At 27.4% G+C, this 12765-nt stretch carries 15 protein-coding genes; 3 read left to right on the top strand and 12 right to left on the bottom strand.

The features are described 5' to 3' along the window. Window positions 1-9: 9 nt before the first annotated feature. A complete protein-coding gene (locus tag KQI42_RS07195) occupies window positions 10-612 on the bottom strand; it encodes a tryptophan synthase subunit alpha (RefSeq protein ID WP_343231672.1) in 603 nt (200 codons plus the stop codon). Window positions 613-936: 324 nt separating this feature from the next. Further along, window positions 937-2004 (bottom strand): GerMN domain-containing protein, encoded by a 1068-nt coding sequence (locus KQI42_RS07190; RefSeq protein WP_216518265.1) that lies wholly within the window; start codon window positions 2002-2004, stop codon window positions 937-939. Window positions 2005-2200: 196 nt separating this feature from the next. On the opposite strand from KQI42_RS07190, the gene KQI42_RS07185 reads away from it, so the two are divergent. After that, window positions 2201-2806 (top strand): DUF502 domain-containing protein, encoded by a 606-nt coding sequence (locus tag KQI42_RS07185; RefSeq protein ID WP_216518263.1) that lies wholly within the window; start codon window positions 2201-2203, stop codon window positions 2804-2806. 18 nt (window positions 2807-2824) lie between these two features. Here KQI42_RS07185 and KQI42_RS07180 read toward each other — a convergent pair whose 3' ends face one another. The 6 genes from KQI42_RS07180 to KQI42_RS07155 all read right to left on the bottom strand — a co-directional run bounded on the left by KQI42_RS07180 (window position 2825) and on the right by KQI42_RS07155 (window position 8660). Continuing rightward, a complete protein-coding gene (locus tag KQI42_RS07180; protein ID WP_216518261.1) occupies window positions 2825-3550 on the bottom strand; it encodes an HAD family hydrolase in 726 nt (241 codons plus the stop codon). A gap of 95 nt (window positions 3551-3645) precedes the next feature. Then, a complete protein-coding gene (locus tag KQI42_RS07175) occupies window positions 3646-4791 on the bottom strand; it encodes a DHHW family protein (protein WP_216518259.1) in 1146 nt (381 codons plus the stop codon). 18 nt (window positions 4792-4809) lie between these two features. Continuing rightward, the gene (locus tag KQI42_RS07170) at window positions 4810-6066 is read right to left on the bottom strand and encodes an MBOAT family O-acyltransferase (protein ID WP_216518257.1); all 1257 of its coding nucleotides are present in this window, start codon (window positions 6064-6066) and stop codon (window positions 4810-4812) included. Window positions 6067-6252: 186 nt separating this feature from the next. After that, window positions 6253-6744, bottom strand: coding sequence for a DUF4358 domain-containing protein (locus KQI42_RS07165; RefSeq protein ID WP_216518255.1), 492 nt, complete (start codon window positions 6742-6744; stop codon window positions 6253-6255). A gap of 15 nt (window positions 6745-6759) precedes the next feature. Then, on the bottom strand, window positions 6760-7656 hold the full coding sequence (locus KQI42_RS07160) for a GDSL-type esterase/lipase family protein (RefSeq protein WP_216518252.1): 897 nt from the start codon (window positions 7654-7656) through the stop codon (window positions 6760-6762). A gap of 26 nt (window positions 7657-7682) precedes the next feature. Next, the gene (locus KQI42_RS07155; protein ID WP_216518250.1) at window positions 7683-8660 is read right to left on the bottom strand and encodes an LCP family protein; all 978 of its coding nucleotides are present in this window, start codon (window positions 8658-8660) and stop codon (window positions 7683-7685) included. A 418-nt stretch (window positions 8661-9078) separates the two neighbouring features. On the opposite strand from KQI42_RS07155, the gene KQI42_RS21305 reads away from it, so the two are divergent. Together KQI42_RS21305 and KQI42_RS07150 are read left to right on the top strand one after the other, a co-directional pair. Beyond that, window positions 9079-9204, top strand: coding sequence for a hypothetical protein (locus KQI42_RS21305; protein WP_281420353.1), 126 nt, complete (start codon window positions 9079-9081; stop codon window positions 9202-9204). A 619-nt stretch (window positions 9205-9823) separates the two neighbouring features. Continuing rightward, window positions 9824-10150: a tyrosine-type recombinase/integrase gene (locus KQI42_RS07150; protein ID WP_343231671.1), complete on the top strand. Its 327-nt coding sequence runs from the start codon at window positions 9824-9826 to the stop codon at window positions 10148-10150. 258 nt (window positions 10151-10408) lie between these two features. Here KQI42_RS07150 and KQI42_RS07145 read toward each other — a convergent pair whose 3' ends face one another. From KQI42_RS07145 to KQI42_RS07130, 4 genes are all read right to left on the bottom strand, one after another. Continuing rightward, window positions 10409-10699 carry a hypothetical protein gene (locus tag KQI42_RS07145; RefSeq protein ID WP_216518245.1) on the bottom strand — a complete coding sequence of 97 codons (291 nt, stop codon included), beginning with the start codon at window positions 10697-10699 and terminating at the stop codon, window positions 10409-10411. A 230-nt stretch (window positions 10700-10929) separates the two neighbouring features. Beyond that, entirely contained in the window at window positions 10930-11370 is a 441-nt protein-coding gene (locus tag KQI42_RS07140; RefSeq protein WP_216518243.1) for a protein-export chaperone SecB, read from the bottom strand. Beyond that, on the bottom strand, window positions 11367-11600 hold the full coding sequence (locus KQI42_RS07135; RefSeq protein ID WP_216518241.1) for a hypothetical protein: 234 nt from the start codon (window positions 11598-11600) through the stop codon (window positions 11367-11369). The genes KQI42_RS07140 and KQI42_RS07135 overlap by 4 nt, the downstream gene beginning before the upstream one ends. Further along, complete coding sequence (locus KQI42_RS07130; RefSeq protein ID WP_216518239.1) at window positions 11575-12105, bottom strand: hypothetical protein; 531 nt, start codon at window positions 12103-12105, stop codon at window positions 11575-11577. The genes KQI42_RS07135 and KQI42_RS07130 overlap by 26 nt, the downstream gene beginning before the upstream one ends. Window positions 12106-12765: the final 660 nt, after the last annotated feature.

The following is a 12765-nucleotide window of genomic DNA, read 5'->3' as shown; positions in this document are numbered from 1 at the left end:
ATGCTATATTTAATATAGGTTTTTAGTATACTTTTTTAATTCTTTTATATAATCAGATAGTGAATTTTTATCCCCTTCATCTATTCTACGGATAACTTCACTACCAATTATTGCTCCGTCAACTTTTGATTGGAGCAGCTCTTTTATCTGGGAACTTTTATATATTCCAAATCCTATTTGAATAGGAATATCTGAAATACTTCTTATTCGTTCCTTAGTTATTTTATAATTGGAAGATATCTCTCCTCTGCTTCCAGTGTTACCTTTACCGCTTAGTACATAAGCAAAGCCATCATTATTCTTAATTAGATTTTCTATTGTCTTATCATCCATTTCCTCGTGATATATTTGTATTAAATTAATATCTTCAGCTGTCTTCTCTAATACTCTATCAGGACAAAGTATTGCATCGTAGTACTCCTTAATGTTAAATAAATTATACTTTTCTATTCCTTCAAAATAGCTCATTATGACTATTGGAAGATCAGGATAGTTCTTTCGTATTCTTATAAGAGCTGTTTTTATTTCTTCTTCACTTATGCCCAATTGAAGTACCTTTCCATATGAATTCTTTATAACTTCACCATCCATTGATGGATTAGATACAGGAATCCCAATTCTAAAATATCAACTCCACCTATCACTAACAGGTCTAACCAAGGAACAGCAGTAGATCTACTTTTGATTTATCTAACATTGCTTTTCACCTCCTTGCCACATATTCATGAAAGCTATTGAAAGTGCTAATTATCATACAAATAGTTAATGTATTTCTTTAAGGAAATTATATCTTAATACTGATAATAATACACGTGTAAAGCTTTTCTATATCAATGTGGCAAAATCTAAATTGATTGCTTTGTGATAATAAAAACAACCTCACGTTTTCAGCATACAGCTTAAAAAACGTGAGGTTATTATAAAAAAACTATTTATCTATTTAAATTCTTCTACGTTACTTTCATCTACAGTAAAATATTCACCTTCTCTTATAGAATAGTGACCAGAGCTATATGGAACGTCGTCTACAGAAATATAAACCTTATCTGTATCATATAACTTACCCAATGTATTTACTATACTCTTTAATATTTCAGCTTCCATAGAACTTCCTGCATTCATTTCGGATAAAAGCTCTTTTGAAAAATCTACTTTTAATATCCAAGGTCCTCTATCTAAAAGAAGTTTATTAATCTTTGTATTTTTTGAAATTACAGGCACTAATTTATCAGACGGTGGATTTTTCATTATTGTTTCTAATATCCTTTCAATACTATCATTAGTATTGAATTCAATATTTTGTTCTACATATGCTGTTTTAATATCGTTAAACATTGGATAATAGGACTTCATTTCAATTTCTAAAGGTTGATTTTTTATATCTTCTAAAAGAGTCTTTACTTCCATTTCTCCATCTTTATATATAGAAGCCACAAGACCTATATCTTTTGCATAGTATTCTCTTTGGACTCTTCCTTCTTCAAATTCAGTAGTCACTTCCAAAGCTTTATATTTTCCATAGGGAGTTTCTATTTCTGCATTTAAACTAGTAATTTCCTTTTTACGCCCATCAGAACCAGTCCAGTTATTACCTACTTCTAAAGGTTCCTTCAATATTATATTGTTATTTTCATTAGTTGTATTTAACATATTCTCAATATGATAAAATTCACCTTCAGCAAATATTTCTGTCAATGATCCATCTTTATATTCTAATACTTTTGTAAAAGTTGTTCCAGGATTAGCTACTTTGATTTGAGCCCTATTTCCATCAATAAACTCAAAAAAAGTTTGTTGCTCTGCATATTCATTACCTATACCCTCATATTCCATCATTGTGTTTTCCTTAAAAGGATAATAATCTTTTATAGTCAAAACTTCCTCTTTGACTCCACCATTACCTCCATTACCACCATTATTCTTTGGTGGTGTTGTAGACTGACATCCTACAAATATTAATGTCATTACCAAAATTATTGATAATAAATTTAAATATTTTTTCATGTATATCACTCCTATACCAAACTTTTACTATCTTTTATATATTTAGATTATAATCCCTTTCATATCAATTATAATTGATATAAACAAAAATGGGGTTACATATCTGTTACAATTATATTATAAATTCTATATTAAATGGGTATAAAAGTATTAATACAATATTTTAAATCAATAGCTTAGTTTAAGGAGAACTTGAATGAAAGAACTTAGATCTTTATTTATTAGAGGGTTATTTTCTATTTTGCCTTTTGTTGTAACTCTGTATATATTATTTTGGTTTTTTACTTTTCTAGATGGATTAATTGGTAAATTTGTTGTACCAATATTAGGCTTTTCTTTTCCTGGTATAGGTTTAATTTTTACTATTGGTTTAATACTTTTAACAGGATTTATAGTGTCTAACTATGTTGGAGTAAAGCTGCTAAAAAAAGGAGAAGAATTACTACAAAGAATTCCTTTAATATCTAAAATTTATTCTAGTGTTAAACAAATAGTAGAAGCTTTTTCTATTAAGGATAAACAAATATTTAGTAATGTAGTTTTAGTAGAGTACCCCAGAAAAAGTACTTATGCCATTGGATTTGTAACAGGTGAATGTAGGGGAGAGGTGCAAGATAAAACTGCTGCCAGGCTAATAAATGTGTTTATTCCTACTACACCCAATCCTACATCAGGAATGCTTATACTTGTTCCCGATAAAGAAATTATCTATCTAGACATGACTGTAGAAGAAGGATTAAAATTAATAATAAGTGCAGGAGCTGTTGTCCCAGAGTACGATAAAAAAGACGAAGAACCATAATGAAATCTTCGTCTTTTTCTATAATATCCCTACATCTGGTCTTAATTTATAAATAACATTTTTCCTCTCTACAATTATAGTAGTTTTATCTAATAAATCTTCATCATTTCTTATAGATAATAGTAAATTCTTATTTGGATTAATAGCTACTGGATTTCCTACCATTCTAAGCATAGATAAATCACCTGTAGTATCCCCATAGGCATAGCTGTTTTTTAAATCCACATTATATTTTGAAATAAATTCATCTAATGCCTTTTGTTTATTTTCCGAGTCCCACATTTTAACAATTTCTCCAGTAAAGTTGTTATTCTCATCAACTTTATATACGGTTCCTTTATATTCAGTAATATCATATTTTTCAGCCATTTTTGAAACTAGAAAATCTGGACTTCCGGAAATAAAAAATACTTTATGCTTTTGTTGCTTATGCCATTCAATTTGATCCCTAGAGTATTTATAAACCATGTCTCCATTAATATTAATCACTTGACTGGCTATGAACTCTATATAAGATTTATTTACACCTTTTAATTCTTCAATATAAACTTGTGCTAATGTTTCCAAGTAATGCTCAAAATCTCCAAATCTTTTTTCCCATTCTTCATATACTTTTTTTACTTTAGTATACCAAATAGCAGGATCTATAACTTCATATTTATTTAGTTTCTTGAAATGCTCAATCATCAATGAGTTTCTAAAAATTGTACCATCAATATCAAAAAAAGCTACTATATTTTTCATAACATCATCCTTACTTTTTTTATTATTATATGCTTTATACCCAATTTTATATAAATAATTCTATTGTTTTACCATTAGCAAAATTTGAATATCATTTACCAAGATATTTTATTAATAGATTCTTCTTCAAAAAAAGATTTCTCATTATATAAAATAAGTATATCATCTATTTCTTGTTTCTTTAAAAAACCACTTAAATTATCATTGTAATATCTGAGATCCATTACATATATTTCATTAAAATGTCCCATTAAAAATGGTATTAAATTATTTGCATAGGAATCTTTTATTACTAGTAGTTTTCTTCCATTAGAAATATTTTTATTTATTTTTATTAAAGGATGATTACCGCCAAAGAATATAGTATACTTATCTTTCTTATTTAAATTATCCATTTCATAAATAGAGTTAGAGGTTTTCTTTTTGTCATAGAACTTCACTATATAATCTTCATTTCTTTTAGGAATATATATATCAATACTGTCAGGACTTAAATGTCTAAAACCACTCTTTGAATACAAGGAACCATAAAAATTGTCCGTGACCCTTTTTATATGAAAGTCACTCTCTAAATATGGAGTGAATTTCATGTATTTTGCTAATTCTTCATAGGCATAGAATGCAGATTTTGTAGTCCAATGATGATCTGTTTTATAGTATATATATTCATCTTTCTTAGAATTTAATATATTATATATATCTACAAACTTTATATTTTTATGAAGACTATCTTTAACCTTATTTATATAAACAAACTCATCATCTACAGGAGCAAATAAAGGAAGTTGCTGCTCCAATATTTTTACCGAATTTGGCACCAACATAAAGTATATATTAGTATTAGTATTAAGATTTGAATCAGCAAACGAATTAATATTTTCAATTTTTCTTTTAAATTCTTCTAATTTCGGTTTTTTAAATTCTTCCATTAAATATCCATTTTTACCTAAATATACTCCATTATTTTCTTGCTTCCCCATTAATCTTTCACAGTCTGACTTTACTCCAATAAAAAATTCTCTAAAGGGAAACTGATCTGAAATATATTTTTCATAATCTAAAGTATATCTTCCTTTTAATACTTTTCTTATAGAAAATTCAGGTTTTTGTTCTAATACTCTATTTTCTGATTCTGAAAAAGCTTTATTGGGAATTATTACATTAAGTGCAAATATTGAATAAATATATATAAGCATTAATGCCCCAACTATATATTTATATAAATTTCTGTCCTGATCCAAATCAAAATCTCCCTTCATTTAAAATCTAAAATATAAGAAAGGATTGTAGCTTTCATTAACTAAATAAGCTGTAGAAATAAACAAAAGTGTTATAAGCACTAATGAATAAATCATTGATCCTTTTTGACCTAAATTTTCTTTTAATCTATCTATTTTCTTTTTTAATAATGGAGTAGAACAAATTCCTGCTAGGGTAAATAAAATTCCATTAGTATATAAATAGTAAATATCTTTAGCATTATAAAACTTATGAGTTCCAAAGCCAAACATAATTCCAATAAATCTTACACCTTCATTAAGATTTTCAAATTCAAAGAATATCCATCCTATTATTACTACTAATAAAACATATAGATGGCTTATGAATTTAGGTTTATTCTCTAACCACTTCTGTAAAAAAGCTTTTTCTATAATTAAGAATACACAATAGTACAATCCCCATAAAACAAAGTTCCAATTTGCTCCATGCCATAATCCTGTTAAAAACCATACTATAAATAAGTTTCTATATTGTTTTAACTTCCCTCTTTTATTTCCACCAAGAGGTATATACACATATTCTCTAAACCAAGTTCCAAGAGAAATATGCCATCTTCTCCAAAATTCAGTGATACTCTCAGATACGTAAGGATAATTAAAATTCTTTGTAAGGTTAAATCCAAAAATCTTTCCTAGCCCTATTGCCATATCTGAATACCCGCTAAAATCAAAATATATTTGGAATGTAAATGCTAATATGCCAATCCAAGCAGATACAATAGATATATCTTTAATAGGTGTAGATTTTATAATATTCCAAAGAACTCCTATATTATTTGCCAAAAGTACCTTTTTGCCTAACCCGATAATAAATAACTCTACACCTTCGCCAAAGGTAGTAAAATTCTCCCGTCTATTATCAAGTTCCCATGCTATATCACTATATCTTACTATAGGACCTGCTACAAGCTGAGGAAACATAGTCACATATGTACCAAAGGAAATAATGTTTTTCTGTGGTAAAATATTTCCCAAATATACATCTATAGTATAGGATAAAGTTTGAAATGTATAAAAAGATATTCCCAAGGGAAGAGAGAAATTAAATGTTTTTAAATCTAAGTTAAGAAGATAGTTTAAATTAGAAGATATAAATCCAAAATATTTAAAAAATACAAGGATCCCTAAGTTTATAACTAAAGAATTTATTAATATCAATTTTGTTATTTTCTTTTTTTCTCTGTACTTTTCTATAAGCAATCCATTAAAATAATCAAAGAAGGTGGAAAACATCATAATAAGTATATATATTGGTTCTCCCCATGCGTAAAATATTAAACTGGATATAAAAAATACAAAATTTCTCAGAGATTTAGGACTTATATAATATGCAAATATTACTAAGGGCAAAAACACAAATATAAATATTAAACTGCTAAAAACCAAGCTTGTCCACCACCTTAATAAAAAGTAACTATTCCCTTATTTAAAAGACTTAATAAATATATCTTCTATTTTTTCACTTTCCTCTGATATTGCAAAAATAATATATTTATCTTTAACTTCAAGTACATGTTTTTCTATTAAATAATATTCATCTGGAAGATAGTCTTTAAAGTTCTTGGATTGACTTTCTATCCTTGTTGAAATTTTATCTTTTATATTACTTATTTCTTTTTCATCTTTAACCTTTAATATCAATAGTTCATTAGATTTAATATTAGAATTTGCAGTATATAATATAAAATCTTCTATCTCATCACCTTTAATCTCGTATAGTTTTTCTAAACTTTCCTCATCTTTTTTCTCCATCTCAGATATATCAACGGAATCTTCTATATTTTTTTTAATTTCACTTATAGAAGGTTCCTTTGTTTTTTTAGAAGAACACCCTACTAATAAAATTGAAGTAAAAGATATAATACCTATTATTATACAAAAAACTTTCCTTTTGTTTTTAAAAAATCTACTCATCTTTCAATAAACCTCCTATTGTTTTATATTGTCTACAAGATAATCCAACCATAACTTATAGAAATTATATTTTAGATGAATTCCGTCTGGTTCAAATGGGTTATCTTCATTCTTTAATATGCTGGCTATATCTACATAATTTATATTCTCATTCTCACACATCTTAATTAAAGCTTCGTTGAACTCATCTATATGATCATTGGTTAACAAAGGTTTCTTTTTATTAATATTAGATGAAATAGGAAAAATAGACTGGACATAAATATTCACATCTGGCAGTTTTTCCTTTAGCAGCTGTATTAGTTGAAGATAATTATGGGTAAATTTTTCACTATCAATACCAGTAAGAATATCATTTGTGCCAAATAACATATAAATATTTGTAGGAGCTACCTTTTTAACTTCTTCTATTTTTTCTTTCCCTTGTACTGTTGTAAGGCCTAGTTTAGCAATTACATTTTTTTCTTCTATGAATCCGTAAAAAGATAAACTATCTGTTATTGAATCTCCTATGAATACATCATTATAAAATATATCTTTATAATCTATATCTTTTTTATCTATACCTTTCTTGTCTGCATCTTTCTTATCTATCTCAGTATTATCTTCTATTTTGGTAGTATTTTGCTCAATATTCTCTTTGTTTTTTTCTAGTTCTTCTTTCTTATCTTTTTCACTTTTTTCTTTTTTGCTTTTTGATTCGTCTTCTATCTTTTCAGAAGAAATTTTTTTTAATTTTGATTCAGCATAGACTGAAGTATTTTTTCCTAAAGAAAGCTTATTTTTATAGAATATTTCTTTTATATAATAGTTCAAAACAAATACAGATCCTATAGCTAATGTTAAAAATAATATAAATTTTTTCTTATTGGTAATTATCTTTTTTCTTGTTCTACATCTTTTTCTTCTCATATTCTGCCTCCAATATGTTGCAAAAATTATAATTCATCCTTGTATATAAAATCATGCATTTGTTTTTTTGTTTCGTTTAAATCAGCTACTATATAGTAAACTCCATCTATTTTTCGTTGCTTATAATATTCGTCAGTAGGAAATCTACTTTGTTCAATATTTTCATTATCCCAACTTAAAACACATGCACTCAACTTCAAGATATCCATCTTAGAAAGGCTGGTCTCAATATTTGGAAGGATAGCATCAATGACACTAGGATATTTACTTATTTCAATATTTTTCATCTTTTCAAACAGTATTTCCATTACTCTTCTTTGTCTATCTGTTCTTTCAAAATCCCCATCCCCTACTTTTCTAATTCTTGAATAAGATAAAGCTTGCTCTCCATTTAAATGGTTCATTCCAGATTTCTTAATTAAAGTAGGCCTTGTGTCTTTTATATCTGCTAACTCTTTTATATATTTATTCATTTCTTTTATCTCATATTTTTTTATTTCTACATCTATACCACCTAAAGCATCTACTAAGTTTTTGAATCCATAAAAATCTACAAATCCATAGTCTCTAATATTTAGATTAAAATTTTCATTTAAAGTTCTAATAGCAAGTTCTGGTCCTCCATAACCATAAGCATGGGTTATTTTAGTCATACCATGTTCATATACATTTACATAAGTGTCTCTCATGATTGAAGATAATTTTATCTTTTTATGAAGATTATCAATAGTAAGGATCATAATAGCATCTGAGTGCACTACATCATTTATTTTTCTTCTATCTCCACCAAACAAGGCAATGTTAATTACTTCTTCTCCAGAACTTTTTTCCTCATTTTTATCTATGTTATCTTTTACCTTTATACCTAGTTTTTCATTATCCTTTGTTATATCAACTTTATTAATTTTATTTAGATAAGCATTTACATATGTAAAAGATCCTAGTACAACCATTATAAAAATTACAAATATTCTTAAAACTATATTTTTCCTTTTGTATTTCATCTATATCCCCCTTGTTCTAGACCTAAGTAGGATGATCCTAATAAATATAGAATACTACCTTTATACAAATTACAAGTTACAAAAACTTTACAAAAGAAAAACAATAATATTACAAATTAAATACAAAAATAAAGACTAAAAAAATCCAGCCTTTTTTACCTTTCTACTACTATTATATTCTGTAAACACTATTTTTTAGGGATACTATAATAAAATTGATTTTATTTTTAAAATAATATCTTTAAACATTAACACTTTTCTTTAAACAACATAAACTGTTAAAGAGACTTAAAAAATATTTGTCTTGGTTTTCCTGTTTTTCACATTATTTTTATACTTAAACTTTAACAAATTATTAGCGGTATTCATGCTGTAATGTAAGAGTTCTTATTCTAAATCTTTTATAGGAGGTATTGTTATGGTAGATGGTCAAGGTCGTGGTGGATTTTTCGGTGATGGATTTTGTATGGATGATTCATTACTATTCTTCTTCTTGCTACTAGTAATTCTATTCTGTAGCTGTGGTGGATTTGGTAGATGCTAAATCACCACATAGATCGGGGCTTCCCCCGATTTTTTCTTTTTTGATTATTTTTCATTTCCTTTTAGAGAAATTTACTTTAAATATTAGCAATTCATCAATAATTTCATACTATATATTAGGATTTAGGAAATCCTCTGCTAATAACTCTTCCTCATTTCTTAATCCTCATTTATTAATATGTTAAGGAGGTGTTGTTATGACTGATAAGCAAGGTCGTGGTGGATTCTTTGGTGGTTGTTTTGATGAATCAATAATATTCATATTCATAATATTGATACTTTTATTCTGCTTCTGTTTCTAATATTGCAACCTTTTATAAGAATTTATTTATATAGACCCACTAAAAACCATCTTTTATCATTTTATAGGAGGTGTTTATTATGACTCAGAGAGGATTTGATGATTCACTATTATTTTTCTTTTTAATACTAGTGATTATATTCTGTAACTGTGATTTCTTCTAATTCATCACGATTGAGTCGGGGCTTGCCCCCGACCTTTTATTGTCTTCTGTCTTTTCTTCAATTATTATGCAAACCCTAAACTAATTTTAGAAGTAAAAAAATCTAAATTTTCTAGCCCTTTTTATGCCTTATAGATAATCTAGTAACAACTATTTATAGACAAGAATAAAAGACATATGTCAGATAACTCTATAAAAATGATATTGGCTAGACTAAGAAGAAAAACTAAAATAGAAAGGTTACATCCTCATATTTTAAGACATACATTTGCTACTAACTATCTAATAAATGGTAGTGATATATTTTTGCTCCAACAAATTTTAGGACATACTAGCCTTGATATGGTAAGAAGGTATTCTCATTTAGCTTCTAGTTTTATAATTGCTAATCATAAAAGACTTTCACCTTTGGATCAAATTCAAAGAAAAAATATAATTATTGAATTAAAGACCTGTTTAGACATTCTTAATTATATAAAATAAATATCAAAAATAAAAAAAGAACCTTGTATTTTACAGGGTTCTCAATCTTTTGGTGCACCTTCAGGGATTCGAACCCTGGACCCACTGATTAAGAGTGAGGATGAATGTGTTTTTGCATTTTATAAGATTGGACACACATATTGAATTCAACGCATTTTATCTTTTTGTCTTTCAGTATTTTTTAGTATTTAATGTCGTTTTGGGGACCATTTTTACAACTTAGTCCCCAAATAGTCCCCAGATAGTCCCCAAAAAAATCTACATAATTTTAGTTAAAATTCTAAACCCTATTAAATTTATCACACTTAAAATTATTCCTAACGCTATTACTTTTTTAATTTTCTTCATCTCAAACATCTTTGCTAAAAAATATAAAAACAATATACATAAAAGTAAAATAAATTCTTGCTTATGATATCTAAATAAAATAAGAGGAAATGCTTTTGCATGAAAATAGAAACATACTGATAAAGAAACAATTGATATAAATGTAGTTACAACAAGCATTATTTTATTAAGTTTTATTAATTTATTTTTTGAACTTTCCATTTTCCCACTCCTGAATACCATATTTACCTATTATTTCTATAAGTAATTAATAATTCCTGCTAAAATATAGTAAAATATTTGATATACCGTTTTAAGGCTTGTATAGGCTTATAGAAAGGTTTTGTGTGGTGAGTATAGTAATTGTACTGGTATGATTAAAATAATCTTTGTATGGAACAATGACGGAATGATTTTTTAGCAAAAAGAAAAAAGGACCTTTGTTCTTGTGATTATTGGTCCTCTTCCTCTTCTGGTGCATCCTCTAACAACATGTTTATGTTGATTGGTGGTATTATAATAGGTTTGCCTCCTGATTGAGCTGTTAAATTAGTTATATAACTTCTTATGTAAGGGAATATTATAGCCAACGTGTTTTTCTCTATAAAATGATCCCTTTGTTCTTCACTAAGCTCACCCTCATCCCGAAATCCAAAATATCCAGACATCACTAATTTTATATTTATATCTCTGTTTTCTTTATCATTAACTACAGTGGTTGTGGTTATTTTGTAACTAGTTCCATCTTCGGATTCGTAGGTTTTCGAATCGAAACCAAGTCTTAAATTCTCTTCATCTAAATACTTACATCCTTCGTTCATTTTGAATTCAACACTATCAACCAATATATCATATAATGCTAAAGTGCTCGTTGCTTGTCCAGCATTAATCATGCGGCATCACCTTCCATACTGAATAGATTTAAATTTTCCAAACTAGGAATCGACAAACTGCTAGTAGCTTTGATATCGTGGTGATAAGGCTTGCTTTCGTATTTTTGCTTAAAATCTTCATATGGACATTTTTCTATTCCTGATTCAATTAACAATGCGTCAAATTCTTCATCTGACAAATTGTCTATAAAATTTAAAACTGAATCAAAGTACTCTTTTTTGTTCATCATATTCCACCTCCGTAATTGTTTTTATACATTGTAAATTTCTAACACATAATTGTACTTGCATAGGCATTATATTTGTTCTTGGTATGCATCTTGTAGAAGGCACTGGAAATACAGCCCTAACTAAATCATATTCTTCCGCCTTGTATATTATGTTTAAAACAACAGAATTAAGCAATTTTCTCGGCTTCCCGTCAGATCTTTTGTAGTATCTATTTTTTATTGCTTCTGCCACTTCTTCAAAACGTTCTAATGTCTCTAAATCTGTTAAATCCATGATTATATTTGCCTGAATGTCACTCCTTAATATAGCCCACGATTTAAATTTTTTCGCTTTTATGCAATAATAATATGCTTGTTTAATGTCGTTCTCAAAAAAATAAACTCCTGGGCCCAACCATTCTTCATCGTCTTTAGAAATTTTAAATCGTTCAGATTGAAGAATGCTATCAGCAAACTCTCTTCTAGTTCCATGAAATCCAATTATCTTTCTTACGTGTTCCCCCATAGCTATCATCCATTCTTATAATTGTTGACATTTAATTATTTTCCTATTCCTTAGCAGTTTAAAAAGTACAACGAATTATACTTAACATATACCCAATCTAAACTTACTTATGCTTAAAAGACACAACATATATATTGTATTCTATAAGATTACCAAAATTTCCGCAAGCCTTTTAGTTGAAATTTAAGCTTATTTAGGAACTTTTTTAACCAAAAAGGCAATAAAATATACTTTTTAGCAAAAAGCACTATACATTTCTACACAAAACATAACATTTTCACCCACTCTTAAAATTCCAAAAAATATAAAAGACCAGAAGATTAATTCTGGTCCTGTGTATAAACTTTTTTAAAATAATCCGTATTTAGTATATTAACATATGTTTAATTAAAAGAATACTTCAGGATTGTCTCGTTTGTGACCCGCTTATGTTTCAAAAAATAAAAAAACTAGGAAATTAATCCTAGTCTTTTTTTATAAAGAGGTGATCATAAATAATTGACACAATTCCTATAGAAAGAAGGGAAAATATTATTTTTACATTTCAAATAGGAACAAACGTGTTCTTAGTATTTAAGGTCGCTTGATGTTTTCTCCTACTATAAGTATATTCCAGTCTGACAAAAACGTTACTATAATATAAATTAATAAGACCTGGAA

It is taken from the genome of Tissierella simiarum (assembly GCF_018917865.1).
GTDB classification, from domain to species: Bacteria; Bacillota; Clostridia; order Tissierellales; family Tissierellaceae; genus Tissierella_C; species Tissierella_C simiarum.
The sequence above is the reverse complement of the archived record's forward strand: the minus strand, read 5'-3'. Positions and strand labels throughout refer to the sequence as shown.

Excerpts from the sequence above, each read along its gene's own strand:
- KQI42_RS07155 (WP_216518250.1), bottom strand. The coding sequence starts at position 8,660 with ATGAAATACAAAAGGAAAAATATAGTTTTAAGAATATTTGTAATTTTT.
- KQI42_RS07130 (WP_216518239.1), bottom strand. The coding sequence starts at position 12,105 with ATGGGGGAACACGTAAGAAAGATAATTGGATTTCATGGAACTAGAAGA.
- KQI42_RS07165 (WP_216518255.1), bottom strand. The coding sequence starts at position 6,744 with ATGAGTAGATTTTTTAAAAACAAAAGGAAAGTTTTTTGTATAATAATA.
- KQI42_RS07140 (WP_216518243.1), bottom strand. The coding sequence starts at position 11,370 with ATGATTAATGCTGGACAAGCAACGAGCACTTTAGCATTATATGATATA.
- KQI42_RS07170 (WP_216518257.1), bottom strand. The coding sequence starts at position 6,066 with ATGATGTTTTCCACCTTCTTTGATTATTTTAATGGATTGCTTATAGAA.
- KQI42_RS07185 (WP_216518263.1), top strand. The coding sequence starts at position 2,201 with ATGAAAGAACTTAGATCTTTATTTATTAGAGGGTTATTTTCTATTTTG.
- KQI42_RS07135 (WP_216518241.1), bottom strand. The coding sequence starts at position 11,600 with ATGATGAACAAAAAAGAGTACTTTGATTCAGTTTTAAATTTTATAGAC.
- KQI42_RS07145 (WP_216518245.1), bottom strand. The coding sequence starts at position 10,699 with ATGGAAAGTTCAAAAAATAAATTAATAAAACTTAATAAAATAATGCTT.
- KQI42_RS07160 (WP_216518252.1), bottom strand. The coding sequence starts at position 7,656 with ATGAGAAGAAAAAGATGTAGAACAAGAAAAAAGATAATTACCAATAAG.
- KQI42_RS21305 (WP_281420353.1), top strand. The coding sequence starts at position 9,079 with ATGGTAGATGGTCAAGGTCGTGGTGGATTTTTCGGTGATGGATTTTGT.
- KQI42_RS07180 (WP_216518261.1), bottom strand. The coding sequence starts at position 3,550 with ATGAAAAATATAGTAGCTTTTTTTGATATTGATGGTACAATTTTTAGA.
- KQI42_RS07190 (WP_216518265.1), bottom strand. The coding sequence starts at position 2,004 with ATGAAAAAATATTTAAATTTATTATCAATAATTTTGGTAATGACATTA.